The organism is Coprococcus comes ATCC 27758 (assembly GCF_025149785.1).
Lineage (GTDB): Bacteria > Bacillota > Clostridia > Lachnospirales > Lachnospiraceae > Allocoprococcus > Allocoprococcus comes.
This window is the reverse complement of the sequence record NZ_CP102277.1, coordinates 286979-303854: the sequence shown is the minus strand read 5'-3', so window position 1 is coordinate 303854 and position 16876 is coordinate 286979. Positions and strand designations below refer to the sequence as shown.

21 protein-coding genes are annotated in these 16876 nt (G+C 36.9%); 5 read left to right on the top strand and 16 right to left on the bottom strand.

Annotated elements, in window-relative coordinates:
• Positions 1 to 308: 308 nt before the first annotated feature.
• From NQ556_RS01630 to NQ556_RS01610, 5 genes are all read right to left on the bottom strand, one after another.
• Positions 309 to 1217 carry a radical SAM mobile pair protein B gene (locus NQ556_RS01630; RefSeq protein WP_008369921.1) on the bottom strand — a complete coding sequence of 303 codons (909 nt, stop codon included), beginning with the start codon at positions 1215 to 1217 and terminating at the stop codon, positions 309 to 311.
• A complete protein-coding gene (locus tag NQ556_RS01625; RefSeq protein WP_008369920.1) occupies positions 1214 to 1585 on the bottom strand; it encodes a hypothetical protein in 372 nt (123 codons plus the stop codon). Before NQ556_RS01625 ends, NQ556_RS01630 begins: the two co-directional genes overlap by 4 nt.
• Positions 1582 to 2019 carry a radical SAM mobile pair system MarR family transcriptional regulator gene (locus NQ556_RS01620; protein WP_004853467.1) on the bottom strand — a complete coding sequence of 146 codons (438 nt, stop codon included), beginning with the start codon at positions 2017 to 2019 and terminating at the stop codon, positions 1582 to 1584. The genes NQ556_RS01625 and NQ556_RS01620 overlap by 4 nt, the downstream gene beginning before the upstream one ends.
• Positions 2020 to 2261: 242 nt before the next feature.
• Complete coding sequence (locus NQ556_RS01615; RefSeq protein WP_008369919.1) at positions 2262 to 3557, bottom strand: tyrosine-type recombinase/integrase; 1296 nt, start codon at positions 3555 to 3557, stop codon at positions 2262 to 2264.
• A gap of 86 nt (positions 3558 to 3643) precedes the next feature.
• Entirely contained in the window at positions 3644 to 4273 is a 630-nt protein-coding gene (locus NQ556_RS01610; protein WP_008369918.1) for a helix-turn-helix domain-containing protein, read from the bottom strand.
• A 171-nt stretch (positions 4274 to 4444) separates the two neighbouring features.
• Here NQ556_RS01610 and NQ556_RS01605 point away from each other — a divergent pair, with 171 nt between their 5' ends.
• The 4 genes from NQ556_RS01605 (at position 4445) to NQ556_RS01590 (ending at position 7867) form a co-directional block, all read left to right on the top strand.
• Positions 4445 to 4675 carry a helix-turn-helix domain-containing protein gene (locus NQ556_RS01605; RefSeq protein ID WP_004843519.1) on the top strand — a complete coding sequence of 77 codons (231 nt, stop codon included), beginning with the start codon at positions 4445 to 4447 and terminating at the stop codon, positions 4673 to 4675.
• Between the two features lie 140 nt (positions 4676 to 4815).
• Positions 4816 to 5130 carry a relaxasome subunit MobC gene (locus NQ556_RS01600; protein ID WP_072522126.1) on the top strand — a complete coding sequence of 105 codons (315 nt, stop codon included), beginning with the start codon at positions 4816 to 4818 and terminating at the stop codon, positions 5128 to 5130.
• A 327-nt stretch (positions 5131 to 5457) separates the two neighbouring features.
• On the top strand, positions 5458 to 7179 hold the full coding sequence (locus NQ556_RS01595) for a MobA/MobL family protein (protein WP_026076987.1): 1722 nt from the start codon (positions 5458 to 5460) through the stop codon (positions 7177 to 7179).
• Positions 7157 to 7867, top strand: a complete 711-nt coding sequence (locus NQ556_RS01590) for a DUF6040 family protein (RefSeq protein ID WP_008369915.1) — start codon at positions 7157 to 7159, stop codon at positions 7865 to 7867. The genes NQ556_RS01595 and NQ556_RS01590 overlap by 23 nt, the downstream gene beginning before the upstream one ends.
• Before the next feature lie 169 nt (positions 7868 to 8036).
• Here NQ556_RS01590 and NQ556_RS01585 read toward each other — a convergent pair whose 3' ends face one another.
• From NQ556_RS01585 to NQ556_RS01530, 11 genes are all read right to left on the bottom strand, one after another.
• Positions 8037 to 9278, bottom strand: a complete 1242-nt coding sequence (locus tag NQ556_RS01585) for an IS256 family transposase (protein ID WP_008369914.1) — start codon at positions 9276 to 9278, stop codon at positions 8037 to 8039.
• 301 nt (positions 9279 to 9579) lie between these two features.
• A complete protein-coding gene (locus tag NQ556_RS01575; protein ID WP_005334769.1) occupies positions 9580 to 10311 on the bottom strand; it encodes a hypothetical protein in 732 nt (243 codons plus the stop codon).
• 97 nt (positions 10312 to 10408) lie between these two features.
• Positions 10409 to 10690, bottom strand: coding sequence for a hypothetical protein (locus tag NQ556_RS01570; RefSeq protein ID WP_005334771.1), 282 nt, complete (start codon positions 10688 to 10690; stop codon positions 10409 to 10411).
• A 19-nt stretch (positions 10691 to 10709) separates the two neighbouring features.
• On the bottom strand, positions 10710 to 10907 hold the full coding sequence (locus NQ556_RS01565; RefSeq protein WP_005334773.1) for a hypothetical protein: 198 nt from the start codon (positions 10905 to 10907) through the stop codon (positions 10710 to 10712).
• Positions 10908 to 10940: 33 nt separating this feature from the next.
• On the bottom strand, positions 10941 to 12143 hold the full coding sequence (locus tag NQ556_RS01560) for a hypothetical protein (RefSeq protein ID WP_005334774.1): 1203 nt from the start codon (positions 12141 to 12143) through the stop codon (positions 10941 to 10943).
• A gap of 31 nt (positions 12144 to 12174) precedes the next feature.
• Positions 12175 to 13035: a DUF6560 family protein gene (locus NQ556_RS01555; RefSeq protein ID WP_243426632.1), complete on the bottom strand. Its 861-nt coding sequence runs from the start codon at positions 13033 to 13035 to the stop codon at positions 12175 to 12177.
• On the bottom strand, positions 13025 to 13666 hold the full coding sequence (locus NQ556_RS01550; RefSeq protein ID WP_029471593.1) for a hypothetical protein: 642 nt from the start codon (positions 13664 to 13666) through the stop codon (positions 13025 to 13027). The genes NQ556_RS01555 and NQ556_RS01550 overlap by 11 nt, the downstream gene beginning before the upstream one ends.
• A gap of 23 nt (positions 13667 to 13689) precedes the next feature.
• On the bottom strand, positions 13690 to 14187 hold the full coding sequence (locus NQ556_RS01545; RefSeq protein WP_008373697.1) for a hypothetical protein: 498 nt from the start codon (positions 14185 to 14187) through the stop codon (positions 13690 to 13692).
• Between the two features lie 59 nt (positions 14188 to 14246).
• A complete protein-coding gene (locus tag NQ556_RS01540) occupies positions 14247 to 14903 on the bottom strand; it encodes a hypothetical protein (RefSeq protein ID WP_008373699.1) in 657 nt (218 codons plus the stop codon).
• 497 nt (positions 14904 to 15400) lie between these two features.
• Complete coding sequence (locus NQ556_RS01535) at positions 15401 to 15610, bottom strand: DUF6061 family protein (RefSeq protein ID WP_176815408.1); 210 nt, start codon at positions 15608 to 15610, stop codon at positions 15401 to 15403.
• 345 nt (positions 15611 to 15955) lie between these two features.
• Positions 15956 to 16288 carry a winged helix-turn-helix transcriptional regulator gene (locus tag NQ556_RS01530; RefSeq protein WP_008373705.1) on the bottom strand — a complete coding sequence of 111 codons (333 nt, stop codon included), beginning with the start codon at positions 16286 to 16288 and terminating at the stop codon, positions 15956 to 15958.
• Positions 16289 to 16430: 142 nt separating this feature from the next.
• Between NQ556_RS01530 and NQ556_RS01525 the strand changes: the two genes are divergently transcribed.
• On the top strand, positions 16431 to 16784 hold the full coding sequence (locus NQ556_RS01525; RefSeq protein ID WP_117824071.1) for a cupin domain-containing protein: 354 nt from the start codon (positions 16431 to 16433) through the stop codon (positions 16782 to 16784).
• Positions 16785 to 16876 lie beyond the last annotated feature (92 nt).

The following is a 16876-nucleotide window of genomic DNA, read 5'->3' as shown; positions in this document are numbered from 1 at the left end:
TGAAAGAAAGAATTTTTGAATAATGCAGCCGTTGTATTCGACGATAAGCGTGAAGAAAATCTCAAAGAAAAACTCGCCGAAGAACGAAAAGAAAAAGTTGCATATACTCTGTATTGGGAGAGACAAAATCGGACATGATTTTAGAAATTTTTTGAAATTATTTTTTGAAGTGCAAAAAGACATAAAAAAAGATGCCAGGATTTCTCCTGACACCATAGTGACTGAACCAATATTCATGAGCTTTCCTTTTATCATCTCCCCTTGTTTATTTAAATATGCAACTTTTGATGAAATATACAAACTTGAAGTTAGCGATTTCTTTTTCCGGTATTCTCTGTCCCACGGATTTCCTCATGATAGAAATAATCTACGATCACCGGATGCCCCTGCGGGACTCTGCCATAAGGCATTTCATTATCCACAAAGGCACAATCATACTTCTTAGCCATTTTCTCAGCTTTTACTTCAAGTGCTTCAAAGTAGCTGCGGTTATGCTTGTTATAGATCTCGTCGTAAAGTGGTACAAGATCAGGATATTTTCCGGCGATATAATCCATAATTGTCTTTTTGAAACCGCCTCGAAGATTGAGATTTTCGAGCCAGAACAGATCGCACTGATCCTTTACCCGCTCAAAGATTGCTTCAAAATCCGTGATACCGGGGAATACCGGGGATACGAAACAGACTGTACGGATACCTGCCTCATATACCTGCTTCATAGCAGCGATACGGTGCTCAATGCTCGAAGCAGAGTCCATATCGTTCTTGAAATTTTCATCTAATGTGTTGATCGACCATGAAACGGTTACACGTCCAAGCTTCTTCAGCAGATCAATATCCCGTACCACAAGATCCGACTTTGTGCAGATCAGAATATCTGCGTCGCTGCCGATCAGCTGCTCCAAAAGTTTTCTGGTATTCCCGAATTGCTCCTCCTGTGGATTGTAGCCATCTGTCACAGAACCGATGACCACCCGCTGTCCGGCATATTTCTTCGGATTTTTAATTTCCGGCCAATGCTTCACATCAAGGAAAGTGCCCCATTCCTCCTTGTGCCCGGTAAAGCGCTTCATAAAAGAAGCATAGCAATACTTGCAGGCATGTGTACAGCCCACATAGGGATTGACCGAGTAACCGCCTACCGGCAGACTAGACTTAGTCATGATGTTCTTTGTTTCCACCTCACGAATGAGGATTCCATTTATTACTTCTGTCATGATTTCTGTACCTCTAACATTTTATTAAATTCTTCCGGCATTTCCTGAATCATATTTTCATCCCCTATGATAGGGACAAGGTCTTCTTTCATAAACACCGGAATGCCGATCTTATGTGCCTGGTCCGTCAGAGACCATGCCCATTCCGGCTTCCATCCGGAAAGATCGCTCATGCCGGTAAGAAGAAAGTTCTGCGGACGTTTCTTTTCCATCATCTTGAGCTTACCCGGAAAGAATTCAGGGGCAGCGAAGTCATCAATCATATGCCAGCGTTTCACGTTGTTGCGGGCATAGCAATATGCACCCCCCACTGTGCAGCCAATGACAATATTCATGTTCTGAATCTGATCTTTGATACAAATACTCATGACTTCTGCCACTCCTCAAGATTCTTTCTGATGCGGTCGAGGCATTCCTCAAACCGGGTAATTTCTTCCTCTGAAAAACCTTTGTAGTAAATACTGCCCATCTCATCAGATACAGAATCGTACTCGCCCTTTAAGGCATGTGCTTTCTCAGTCAGAAACAGGAGTGTTTTCCTTTTGTCCGTTTCAGACTGAACACGGCTTATCAGCCCTTGATTTTCCATTCTTTCCAGCATCGTAGTAAGAGATGTTATCGCTAATCCGCATTTAGTCGAGAGTGACCTGATTGAGATACCATCCTCCTGCCACAGCACATAAAGAATACGCCCCTGGGCTCCATTAAACGCATCAATATTCTTTTCACTGAGAATCTTCTCGAAAATCCGGTCTCCAAGCTGTTTTATTTTGGTGACAAGAAATCCTCCATTCATTTCCATACAAAAGCTCCTATATAGTAGTTTATTAAAAACATACTATATAGGAGCTTTATTGTCAACAGTTTATATGTCTTAATAGGTAAATTCCGTTTTTTTCAATTCTCCAAACTGGAATTTATATAATTATTCCTCTAACTTTCCCCATTTTATAGGCTTTCCCGCCTGTCCATTAGTGAAATGATATGTAGTTTCCCTTATTTTTGCCCTTATGAGATAATTACAAGGGAAATAAGGGAATTTCTTTAATCATTGCCTACCACTTTATCAAGAAGCCTAACCGATTTTCGTTTAGCATCTCTTGTGGAGTGAGCATAGACATTCATTGTGGTACTGACATCTGAGTGTCCTAACAATTCCTGCACATCTTTTGGGGCTGCTCCATTTGCTAAAAGGTTGCTTGTATAGGTGTGACGTAACTGGTGGAAATGAAAGCCTTCAAATCCCTCTAATGTTTTTGCCACCTTTCTGCAAACAGTTCCCAAAGTAGTTGGAAGTTCCAGACAACCATCCGGTCTTAAACAGACGAAAGAAATTTCTTTATAATCTGCCGGGACTTCCTCTGTTCTGTCTAAGCAATAATATTCGTAGTACACTCTGTTTTTCTCTTTGACCTCTTTGTAGTAGTTCGTGTGATAAAGTTCTCCGTACTGCATTCGATTTTTTAACTGCTCTTTCCGGGTATTACGGAAAATCTCTACCAGCGTATCTCCAAAATCAACAATCCTCACTTTTTTCCGCTTGGTTGGTCCGATGATATATTTGCGCTTTGAACCATCATATCGGATGCTGCGTCTTATGGTAAGGCATTGTTCTTCCAGATTTACGTCCTGCCATGCCAAACCGCAGGCTTCTCCAATACGGAGTCCGGCATAATAGGCTATCTGGATTGGAAGTATTGCGGCTGGGTTCTTTTTTTGAAGATACGCAAGCAGTCTTTCATAATCTTCTCGTGAAATTGGTTGGATATTTCCGTCCATGTCCTCATCCGAAAACAAATCAACTTCGTCCGTCTGATACCGCAGTTTAATATACTGCATGGGATTGAACGTAATATACTGCTTTGGAAATACTGCAAAACGGAAGGACTGCTGCATGACTGCGGAAAAAGAATGGATGTAATCTTTGCTATACCCCTTTCTCTCTTTTCCATCGGGATGAACTCCCCCGAAGGAAAGCAAATCGAAGAAGGATTGCAAATGTTCAGAGGTTACATTTTTCAGTTTCCGTTCTGCCAATGGGTGTTTCTTAATATTTCGGATTGTTCCGAGGTAATTCTCCACCGTACCATTGCTGAGCGTACCTGTTTTTAATTCCTCCTCTGCCCACACATCCAGAAGTTGTCCGACTGTGAGATTTTCCGCTTTGGCAACAAATTTCTTTTTCTCATAATCATCCATTGCCTGACGGAGCAGCTTTTCAGTTCCACTTTTGCTTTCTGTTCCAACGCATTCTTTCTGAACAAGATTGCCGCTTGCGTCCTCTACATAGAAGCGGTAGTACCATTTCTTTCCTTTTTTTCTTACAGATCCTTTTGCCATAATCGTATGTCTCCTTTCGATATTAGACAATCGGAACTGATGAAATGCTTCGTGCGTGTAAGTATATCATAACTCCGGTTGTCTTACTATACCGATTCGGAATCTTCGTATAAGACTTCTGATAAAAGATTTGCAAGCCTTTGTTCTGCTGTTTTTTGTTTCTTGGAATAGAGCCTTACAATGTCTGCCATCTCATTAAAAGCATTGATGGTAGGAGTGATTTCCCTTAAGAACATAATCTCATTATATTCATCATTCGATTCAAACCCTATTGTTTTGGCAATATCCGTCTGACCAGCATTTCCCTTGAAGTTTTTGCAGGCGAACTGGAAGGAATCCAAAAACAGACCATATTGTTTTAACATCAGCAGTAATAAATCTTTTGAAAAAGCATCTTCTTCTTTGGTAAGGGCAAGCGGTAACTGTTCCAGAATATCTCCCATCGCATCACGAATCTGTAATTCTCTCTTATCCGTAATGTCGGTTTCATATTCATCTGTTTCCCCTTTGAGCCATTCCACGGATACATGGAGTGCTTCCGAAAGACCTTCCAGCACCATTTTTTTCGTATTGTCAATCGAACCATTCTCATAACGCAGGATTGTAGAAGCGGTAACACCCATCTTTTCTGCGACATAAGGCTGTGTCAGATTCAATTCCAGACGGCGCTGTTTTATTCTGCTGCCTATCAGCTTGCGTAGTTCTTTATCTTTCATGCTGACTGCCTCCTTTTTCGGTATGTATGAATTATAGCATTGTTTTTCTGAAATTGCAATATGCAATATAAAAATTATTTTTAATATTTCGTAACGCTTGACAAAAAGATTTGGAAAGGATATACTTACATCACAAGAATTGCATAATGCAATTTATAAGGAGGTGATTATATGACGCAAAGAAAAATTGCATTATCCATCGAAGAAGCTGCTGATTATACGGGAATCGGCAGAAATACCTTAAGACAGCTTGTAGAATGGAAGAAACTTCCAGTATTAAAGGTTGGTCGCAAAGTCCTGATTAAAACCGATATTCTGGAAATGTTTATGGAAGCGAATGAAGGTCGTGATTTGAGGGATAGAGGAAATGTAAAAGCCGTAACAAGAACTGCGGCAAATTAAAAAGGCGGCTTCCAAAGAAACCGCCAAAGGTTCTATCAGACCGAAGCCATGATATACCTACACGCAAGAAGATTATACCATGTGCTTCTTCTGATACGCAACCGAGAACTTATGTTTGCAAAAGAAAGGGGAATGTAATCATGGCAAAATCAACAAAAAGTTATGAAGAACGAATGCTTGAAATGGAAAAGAAGGAACAGGAAAGCCTTGAAAAGGCGAAAAGATATGCAACACAGAAGAAAGAACTTCTGAAACGAAAGAAAGCCGAAGAAAGTAAAAAACGAACCCATAGGCTCTGTCAGATTGGCGGTGCAGTGGAATCCGTTCTTGGTGCACCTATTGAGGAGGAAGACATCCCAAAGCTGATTGGTTTTCTGAAAAGGCAGGAAGCCAATGGGAAGTTTTTCTCAAAGGCAATGCAGAAAGAAGCCAATACCGATATGGAGGAAGTGTAATGGCGGAGGGGATGAGTTTTTCATTCCCTTCATTGCTTTTTCATGAAGGGCGCACTTATGGACAACCAGAGGTCGTCCCAATAAGTTTGCCACAAGTGGCAACCGGTCTGCGCTCACGCTTGCCGGGCTCGTTCCGTCGGCGGGGCTTTCAGCCAGACCTGCTCATGCCGCAGGAGGCACTCTTCGCCAGAGGGGCGCATTCCATGCAGACTGCTATGCGCAGGGCACTCTTACGCAGAGGGCGTTCCGGCAATGCTGCTTTTTCTAAAATTGAAAGCAATGTTGCCGGAAATCTATGCCGGATGTGCAGAAAGGAGGAATCCAGACATGGCGATTTTTCATTACACAATCAAAATAGTCGGACGAAGTAAAGGAAAATCTGTTATCTCCGCTTCTGCATATCTCAATGGGGATGTGATGAAAAACGAAGAAACCGGGAGTATCAGTTATTACACTTCTAAAAAAGAAGTGGTCTACACCAGTCTGATGATGTGCGAAAACGCACCTTCTGAATGGCAGATAGTACCAGAGGAAAATATAAAACGCTTTCAAAAGTCTGTCCGATACAAAAGGTCAGAAGATAAAGAAGCTGCTATAAAAAAATTTAAAATCACATTTCAAAAACAGAGGTTATGGAATGAGGTATTGAAGATTGAAAAAAGTGCGGATGCCCAACTTGGCAGGTCATTTGAATTTGCCCTTCCAAAAGAATGGAGCAGACAAGAACAGATTCAATATACAGCCGACTATATCCAAAAAACATTTGTGGATAAAGGAATGTGCGCTGATTGGAGTATCCACGACAAAGGGGATGGCAATCCTCATGTCCATCTGCTTCTGACTATGCGCCCTTTTAACCCGGATCATTCTTGGGGAAAGAAAGAAGTCAAGGATTGGGAATTTGTCAGAGATAAAAACGGAAATATCGTGATTGATGAATCCCATCCGAACTGGTGGCAGGATAAGAAAAACCCTGACCGTCATGGAATCCGTATCCCTGTATTAGACGAAAACGGAATCCAGAAGATTGGTGCAAGAAACCGCTTGCAATGGAAACGGGTGCTGACCGATGCTACTGGATGGAACAATCCAAAAAACTGTGAACTATGGCGGAGTGAATGGGCAAAGGTATGTAATGAACATCTGCCTTTGCAGAATCAGGTCGATCACCGTTCTTATGAAAAACAGGGAAAACTCCAGATTCCTACCATCCATGAAGGCGCTGACGCAAGAAAGATTGAACAAAAGTTTCTTGCCGGGCAGGAAATAAAAGGTTCGTGGAAAGTAGCGGAAAATCAAATCATAAAACAACAAAACACGTTATTGCAAAAGATACTGGACACCTTTGGGAAAGTATCGGGTGCATTATCATTATGGAAGGAGCGATTAAATGACATTAGAAGAAAGCCGGGAAATTATACCCTTAATGGAATCCATGATTGGGCAAATCGAAGAACAGCAGACCTTAATGGCAGAAATGATTCTGGAAATGCAGAACCGGGACACCCAACTCTCTCTTATGCAGGAACAGAATCAGAAATTGCAAAAATTAAACAGCGAGTTATCCGGGCTGCTCAACATTTTGCCAAATACCGAGGAACTGCTTTCCAAGATGGAAGAACAGAAAACGAAGATAGAACTTTTGGAAAACGAAAATCAGCAATGGCAGAAATTGGCACAGAAGCTGAACAGCGAAAACAGTTTATTACTGAAACAGAACACCGAATTGCTGAACTGGAACAGCAGATAGAGAAAGGACGTGATATAGATGAACGAATCCAGAGAATTAAAGAACGCCGAACAGTTGGAAGAGCTTCTGCTCCTGACCGAGGAGATACAAGAAGAACTGGAACAGAAAGACCAGCTTATCGTGGAACTGAAGACGCAGCTCAACGAATCTCTGATCTTGAACGAGAAATTAAACAAAGAGAACAGAGCCGGGAATATTCAAGCATTAAAGAACGACTTGAAGCTGGCAGACAGAGCATTGCGGAACGAGAAAGAGAAGCTGCGAAGCGCAAACGTCATGATCGGGGAATATCAAAATAAAATACGCTGTTTAACACAACAACGGGATTATGCCCGGACACATCAGAAAATCGTAGAGATACCGGTAGAAAAGCCGGTACTCTATGAAAAATGTGAATCCTGTGACCGGACAGCCTATCAGAATGAAAAAGCGAAATACGGAACACAAAAAGAGCGACTTGCCGGACAGTATAAAGCAAAAACGGTAATGTTCCAAACAACCTTGTTCCTTCTTGCATGGTATTCGCTGACAACCACTCTTTTTCAGGCAGTACAGTCCGATGTGTTCCTTTCCGATTGTAAATCATTCTTCCATGATGCAGCGTCATTCCTACAAACTTTTATCGGTTGGACAATTGATGCCGGGCAATCTGTGGCACAGATTAGCACAAAAATTCCAAATCCTTTTATAGCCGGAATGGTATATTGGTTATTTCTGATATTGGTTGTCGGAATATGTGTGGCAGGGACAGGGATACTGGCGATACTGATAGAAATAAAGGTTATAGAATTATATAAGAAAAACTGTTGGGATGTTATTACTCTACTGATGATACTGACAAGTACTGCTGTCATCATTTATTTTGGAGAAGCAATTAAAAAAGCACTTTCCGTAAATCTTCTATTGCTTTTCGTACTTTCTCAGGGAGTATATCTTGGAATCAGATGTTATTTGAAAAATCGGTTAGGTACCAAGCAATATTGGTGAAAACATGCTGAGACTGTGAGAAAAAGTCTGTAAATAAGATTCTTCTATGATATGCAAGGGTGGCAAGCCTGAAAATCAGGCTTCTCACCTTTGTTTTATATATAACAGTTGTTGAATGGCATGTCAAGAGCAGGCGGTTTTCCGCCCGTCTTATTCGCCTGTTTATTCGTTACTCTGGGAGGCGTCCTTCGTACATAATACTCAGTTCACCATACACCTGTGCCCAGTTGCGGATCGTACTGGTCCATTTCTTTGTAGCTTCAAATGTGGCAAGATACAGTGCCTTTAATAGAGCTGTATCGCTTGGAAATACGCTTCTCTGGCGATTCAGTTTCCGGTAGGTAGAATTCAGAGATTCAATAGCATTTGTAGTATAAATCACCGTTCTGACCGTCGTTGAAAATTTAAAGATCGGCGAGATTGCGTCCCAGTTATCCTTCCAGCGCTTCATGGAATTCGGATATTTCGGTGTCCATTTTTCTGTTACACGCTCTAAGGCTGCCAGAGCTTTCTTTTCATCTGTGGCCTGATAAATGGTTTTCAGATCCGTAGCGAAGGCTTTTCTGTCTTTATCCGGGACATATTTCAACGTGTTTCTTACCTGGTGTACAATACAGCGCTGGTATTCCGTCTTTGGAAAAGCTGCTGCGATCGCTTCTTTGATTCCGGTTAAACCATCGGCACAGATGATTAATACATCTTTGACACCACGATTTTTCAGTTCATTCATAACGGAAAGCCAGTATTTTGCGCTTTCGTTATCGCCAACACTGATGGTTAAAACTTCTTTTTTTCCTTCCGTGTTGATTCCCAGAATCACGTAAGCAGCAAGCTTTCGGATCACGCCATTATCCCTTACAGAATAATGGATTGCATCAATGTAGAGAATGGGATAGACCTCGTCCAGTGGCCGGTTCTGCCAGTCTTCGATCTGTGGCAGGATCTTATCAGTCACATCAGAAATAAAGCTTTCAGAAGTTTCAAAGCCATAAATATCTTCGATGGTTTCGGAAATCTGCCGGGTAGTCATTCCTTTGGCATACATGGAAATGATCTTCTGATCAATATCGGAAATATCTTTCTGACGTTTTTTCACAACCTGTGGTTCAAACGTTGATTTGCGATCCTGTGGCACTTCGATTTCCATCGAGCCATACCGGCTGTTGACCTGTTTCCGCTTATAACCATTGCGATAATCATCATTATCTGAGCGTTCGGATTTTTCGTAACCAAGATGATCATCCATTTCAGCTTCCATCATTTCCTTAATGGTGCCGCCTAAAAGATCCTTGAGCGCATCCTGAATGTCTTCTGCAGACTGAATATCGTACTCTTCCAGGAGCTGATGGATGATGTTTCGTTTTCCTTCTGTCATTTGCACACGATGTACAGGTTTCTTTTGTCTTGCCATAATAAAAGGCCCTCCTAATGATATTTATTGTATCATAGAAGAACCTTATAAACATTATTTTACAGAAAAAGTTTCATACTCTCAACATGCTAAAAAACGTATAATAGCAGGGGATAAAACATCGTCCCCTACTATTATATAAACAGCGAAGTTTTACCCATCTCTCTCTTTTGAAAGATTCGCTACTTGTGGAACCGAGATATAAGGTTTCGCCTGTGTTCTTTGGTGTATCACTACCACATTTCTCTGTACCGATGTAATCTTTCTGCATACGGAAGCAAGAGATACAATATTCCTTATTTTAAAACATAATTACAATTCCTGTTTGACAAGAACGATCATCATAGAAGGATTGTATTTGTCCCCACTCATAATAATATTCGACGCCTGTCATACTCTTTTTACTGGGAGTACCTAAGCATTTCCTTAAAAACCTATTATTTTCTTCTTGCAACTTTTCTAAGACTGTACCATTCATTGTCTCATATTTCGTAGAATACTTTTTGTCTGCTCGAACCAATTCAATCTTTTTTACTTTTCCATGTCTTCCATAGATTGTAACATAAAACTTCTTATAAAGCCATTTTAAAGGTTTCTTAGAAATCAATATTGTATAAGAATACTCTGTTTGAGCAATCTTAAAATCAATTTCTTTAAATAGGGAAATACTTCCTTTGGGAGTAATTTTATATCCCCCTATTTTTAACATATCTTCCTTTAGCTCATCCTTTATTTGGATAATCTCCATACTTACTATAAAAACAACATAGCCTTCACACACTACAACGGTAACTATTTTTGCCCATAGCACATCTGGAACAAACATGTTCCAAGCTATAACAGGAAGCAAAGCTACTCCTACCGCAGTCACCAGTAGAAGCACCCTCCAAATATAATTTTTCTTTCTTTTTCCTTCATTAGTTAAATTTTCATCATAATAAAGATGACCTGGGGCTTCGAATGAGTTTAATAGAAATTCCTTTAAAAATGACACCAGAACCGCTCCCCAAGAAGATTTCTTTTGTTCCTTCATATTACCCAATCTCCTCTGCTATATGATTATTTTTCATTCTATTTTTTACTTAACTTATACATTAGCAAGATTTTTAGTTATTCTTCTAACAATATTTTTATCCCCGCTTTTTCTGCTTTATGCGAAAAGTCAACAGCAAATCCCCATCCCATCTCTGCAAATTGCCATTTCTTCGTTTTTTTGTAATTTTATAGATTTCAACTGTAGACACTTTATTTAATTCAGGATATAACTTCTTAAGTGTAAGTATTTGTTTATTTCTGCTTATTTTTTCATTCCATATAATTGTTAATTTAACCTGTTTTCTTTCAAAAAAACCCACCTTACATAAATCTGCATAGCAGGCTTCTGGTATTGATATATCATTGTTTTTTAACATTTTTCTCCTTTATTTAATTTTATAAAAAACTTCTAAGCCCTATTAAAAGAAATATGAAGCCTATTAGAGGAACAGGTATCATACAAATGAGAAACACATTAAATTTTTTCCTTGCTTCATCAGTATTTTCTTCTTTTGTTACTTTTGCTTTTTTCATAACTATAAAAGGGAATATCAGTAATAATAATCCTCCAACTACTGCTAACAATATTTTCATCTTATATATTCCTTCCTTATCTTTAAATAAATATTAATCATGTATCGTACTATATTCCAATCCTAATGCACTTTTTCTTCTACAAATTCTTTTACTATCGCCTATTGATGTATTTTCATATTCACTGTTTGAAACAGTATATATTTCTCTTTTACCATTACAACTTACATATAACTCTCTATCTCTAGTTTTACCACTGCTAATCTTTTTGTCTGTTACAATTGCAATTTCATGAGTTGCCCCATCAAATGTAAATAAAAAATTTATTGGGAAGCTAATTGTAAATGCGATTATAAAAGCAGCAAATACAACTGAAAGTTTACGTCCAAATTTCTGTGGTACATCTGTTTTTAAAGATTTAATAATAAATGGCAGTGCAAGTAAAGCAGTAATAATTGCCGTAATCTTCATATAGTTTCCAAATTCATAATTAAAGAGTTTACTCGTATTCAGAGATAAAAGCATTGCTATTGCTGCACCCATAAATGGTAATTGATACGCCAGTTCTTGTCCTTTTTTTGTGGTGACTTCTATAAATATATATGGATAATATTTTATATACACTGCATATGTAATCATCAAAACCATTATAAATATAACTAACATTGTTTTGCCACCAATAAAAAATGCTACCGCATCAGCAATTATTAGAATCCAACCTAAAGCTTTTAAAAATTGCTTTGTTTTTTTACGCTTTTCTTTTTCTATTGTTTTTGACATATTTTTGATAGTTGTATTCTCATTACATATAGATTTATAGAAATTCTTTTCTATCCAGTTTAAAGCAGGTACATACTTTGATACATCTTTGTTCTGTTCAACTAACTCACCAAAATCCACAAGATCTATTTCATGTTTTATAAGTGTATCATATAAAATATCATAATTTACATACACTTGCTCCAGAGTAACAAGTCTATTGTACATCTTATCAATTAATATGACATCTGTTCTACCATTTAATGGAATCATTAAAATACAACGAATATCATTATATTTTATATGCTGAGTTTTCTTAACCAGATAGCTAAATACAATTTCATCTTCATTTACTACAATTATTTGTTTCTTGTATGCCAAAATTAAAGCAATACCTAAAAATACAAAAGGCATAAAACATATCGCAACCCCCATATTTCCTGTAACAAATGTTACCAGTACGATTATTAAAAAAAGAACTGTTGTTACTATTCCTAAATTTTTTACAAATTTACTTAATCTAATGACATTATCCATAAACTCAATCTCCCTATATGATTCACATTTTTCATTTTTTACGTTCTAATTTCTTCTTATCCTTTTTTATTTCTGCAATCTTTACTTGCAGCCAGTCCACATTTCTATTTCGGGCAGAAATTTTAGCGATTTTTTTCTGATTTTTATATAAAATAAGAGCTTCTCCAAATAAATTCTTTTTTCTTTTCATCTGGGTAATATCCGTTAATCTTATTTTACAGTTCTTCCTTAAAAATCCATTTCTATATAGCCATCCATCCTTGACAATTGTTTTGTCCATTAAAAAATAGAAAAATATACCTCCCGGTACAAGAGAGAATAAAAGGAAAACAAAAGCTGTTTCTTTTGCATTGAATACAAGTATCACACTATTGTAAACCAAATATAAAAAGAAAATGCCTGGCAGAACATAGTGGCTTTCTTTTGGTCTTATGATGCACTTTTTATCTCTACAACTCAACCATGTTTCTTGTGAAATTTTATGCTTAGACAGACTATTTGCAAACAATGATGCGCTTATGTTTTCATCAAATTTGAATATTATTTTGTCCCCTGCATATATTTCCAATGTACCATTTTCTTTATGTACACTTCTTGTTATATCTGAAAATTTATAATATTTTTTTCCAAAAAACGACCGGTATTCAATTACATCATGATTTACCTTGACTCTCCACAGGAACAAATGCAGGGTACAGATTCCAGAAAAAGCAATCAATATTCCATACGCCACTATAACTGAAAAATCCGCCTGTCCGTCTATAAAACCATACAAAAGTAATCCTGAGAAAAATATAGTTCCAACCAAAAATAAAATTCCCATCCATCCTTCTTCCTGGATGCTATAATTATTTTCATCTATATTCTTTTCATAAAAATATTCATTTTTCAACCTCCCATTTTTTGACAGCAAAATACTTTACCAGGTGAAAAACTCCTAAGATAGAACCCAAAGAACAAAAATAGGAACAAAGGCTTGCAATTCTAATCATGGCTGTATATTCAACGCTGCTACTAAGTACTTTTGCGACACCCATTCCAAGCAATACAAAACTAGTAATACACCATCCTCCAGCCAGCTTTTTGGAAGAAGATGGATTGTAGATATCTTTTTTAATCAAAGTTATTATAAGAAAAATGTATGCAGCGATTACCAGTATGTAAATGATAACGAGTATGGTTAGATACCTCTTATAATATTCTTCTTTCATAGTTGTCAGCATGAGGATAGTTGCTGCCCAACAGAACAAAATAGAAAACGTCAGACTTTGTATTCCAATGATCCAAAAAACCTTTTTCCCTGTCACTTCTGTTCTTGAAAAACTAAGAATCACGAATCCAAGATAAACAATAACTAAAAATACTTTTGAAAAAAACGGTGATGGAGCTGATTCAGATAAAAAGAAAAATAAAAATACTAGAAACAAGATTGCTCCATCTAATTTGTAGATTTCTTTCGGCTTAATCACATCTTCTATACCGTATAGTAAAAAACTTTTTGTTTGTTCATTAATCTTTTTCATTCTCGTTTTCCCCTATCATTTCTTTATTCTTCCTCTACGGATATTTCCACATTTGCATGAAGCACCTTTTCCAGATATAATAAAACAAGCCGTCGCCCTTCTTCACATTTTCCTATCTTAGAAATATTCCTATACAGCAGATATAATGGAAACATAAATAAAATCAGACATTCTGTTAAAATCAATAAATCTCCCTGAGAAAAAAACAATGCAAATAAAATCACTATGAGCAGAAAAAATAGTGCAGCTTTTTTTATGTATGGCAAAAGCACAAACGTACCTTCCAGCATTACATCTCCCCCATAGCTTTTTATATGTGCCTGGAGCATTTCCCAGCCACCGCCTGTCATACTTCCTGCTGCATATCCGATACATAAGGTATTATCCTCTTCTTTGTAGGCTGCAAGTGCCATATCTCTATAAGCCTGGTTTGAAATACATAATGGTTTTGTAGTCTTCTTAATCTGTTCCAATAAATATTCTTTGGAATAAGGAAAATATATTTTATAATATTCTTGCATATGCTTTCCTTTCTCATAAAAAGGTTTTCTAAAGTTCAATACAATACAAATTTTTTACATTAGTTTCCATCATTTATAAGCTGAACCATTTCCATAGAGATATTGTATTCTTTGCAAAATCTGTTTATTGTCCAATTATTAAAGAGAAGAAAACTCTTCGTCACATAAATATTTGCTTTTGAATGATGTATTAAATTGAAAATACTTTTTATATCATAACAGTTAAAACTGTAGGCAGGAGACATTCCTATCTGCCCATTGCTTATATTGATATCATATCTTTTTTGTATAACACTTGGATATGCCAAATAAATTGTAATATTGCATATATATTTTTTCTTCCCATTTTCTTTTATGTATAGGTATGGTTCTCCCAGTCCAATATCATATATTCCTTTAGGTCTGGAGGATAGTGTAAAAACTAATGAATGGATATCCGCATACAAAATTTCTCGTTCCCTAAATCCATATGTTATTTTTTGATCGAATAGTTTATAAGTACGTTGTTTTATAAAGTAATAAAACAATAATAAAAAAATCACAAAAAGTATGGTAAAAATCAGTGCTTTTTGAAAACTCACTTTAAAATCAAAGGAAAACAAAAGTTCGGTTAAACAAAACGATATTGCTGAACAACTAATAATACTAACTATAATGTTGAACCAAGTATTAAATTTTCCATTTCCAAAGATATAATCATAACTTTTATTCTTCATTATAACCTCGTATATTTTTTAATATAGAAAAACTGCATCACAATATCGAACCAAAATATAAAAATCAATTTTATCTCTTTATCATAATTATATACATCAACTAACCACATTGTAAAGCAAAAAGCAAGCCATTTTCAGACTTGCTTTCCACCAGATTACTGCACCTTATTGCCAAATCATCTCCTTATTCAAAATTCCCTTTTCACACTCTTATATAGTATTTATTTGCTACCCATTCCATCTGTTTATCTGCCTTCAACTCTTCCTTAATCCCCTGTGTCTATTTCATTTGCTCTACAATTGACTATTATTCCAGCGATTATATAAAAACCATAACCAATACAAAATATGGAAACGGTGCTTCTAACTATACCGCTAAAGCCTTTCGCCATTATCCCGAAAATAGTACTCCAGCAGAGAAATAGCGCCAGCAGACATAAAAAACTCGAACCCCTTGTAAAATGGGCATCAGAAGTTTTCTACCCGTTATTCTTGTTCTATAATTCAAGTGAATCTTCTGAATCTATCCACATCTGTAAATTGCCATCGAGATATAATCTTGCATATTCTAAAGGCTCATCCACAGCCAATGAAGTAAGCGCACATTCTGATCCATATGTGGTTTTTAAATCTTTTTCAGCTCCCCAGCAATCAATGCGAAGCATATATCCAACACTTGTGTAAACATCAATACTATCGTGTTTTATGTTGTATTATGCATAAATTGTTCTCATCGTATCTTATCTCTATTTTCTTTTAATAATCAGTTATAGAGTTAAATATCGAAAACATTTCAATCAGTTCACCATGTCGTTATTGTTATACTGTGTTATGAAATTTTCTTTCCCTTATTTTTTCCCATATTAAGATTCATGAAAGCTAATGGGAGAATATAACACAAAGGAAAGAGTAAGGGAAAGCTCACTTGCTACAAACTTAGTATTTTCAAGGGTTTGCGAAGAATTTGATAATCAAATATAACAGTTATTAAATTTCCTAAAATAAGTGCAATATCAACTGGAATTGTTCAAGCTTTTCAAATACTAACGTTCTTAATTCTGTTCAATAATTGATTTATAGTAGTTACCAAAGTCAGCAAGTGAATTAACAATTGGAAGCATTTTTGTTCCGAGTTCCGTTAAGCCGTATTCAACTCTCGGTGGCTGTTCATGGTAATCGTGGCGATATGCCAGCCCATCACTCATCATTTGTCTTAAACTATCTGTCAAAACCTTTTGTGAAATACCATCTATACTTCGTTGTAGCTCATTGAATCTCCATGGACGCTCTTTCAAGTTACGCAAAATCAGCAGTTTCCATTTTCCTCCGATAAGAGATACTGCTGTTGCAACTGGGCATTCCGGTAATTCTTCTTTTGCTCGCATAATTCTCACCTCCGAGTCTATTGTAACACATTCATTTTTGAGTGTACAGTTACAAAAAGGTGCGTACTTGTTTTTGCATGTGTCTCACACTATACTAATACCAAGCAACCAGAAACTACAAATTAACTATGGAGGTACTATTATGGCAAATTACACAAAAACAACTATTGGAAAGGAAAACCGAATTGAGCTGCATGAAAAGTTGTCTTTAACAGGTGCAGAAATCAGTTTAAACGAACTACCTGCAGGAGCAAATGTCCCGTTTGTTCATTCTCATAAAGAAAATGAAGAAATCTATGGAATTCTTTCAGGTAACGGCAAAGCCATAATTGATGGAGAAGAAATTAACCTTTCAACTGGAGACTGGCTAAAAATCGCACCTGCTGCAAAGCGTCAGTTTTTTGCATCCGATATTTCTGGAATTACTTATATCTGCATTCAGGTAAAAGAAAATTCTCTGGAACATTTTACAGCAGAGGATGCCGTAATCGGCTAATTAAAAGTATTTATTTACAAAAATGCACAGTTCACGATAAGCTAAGAACTGTGCATTTCTTTTTTGTTCAATATTACGTTTACTCAATTTTT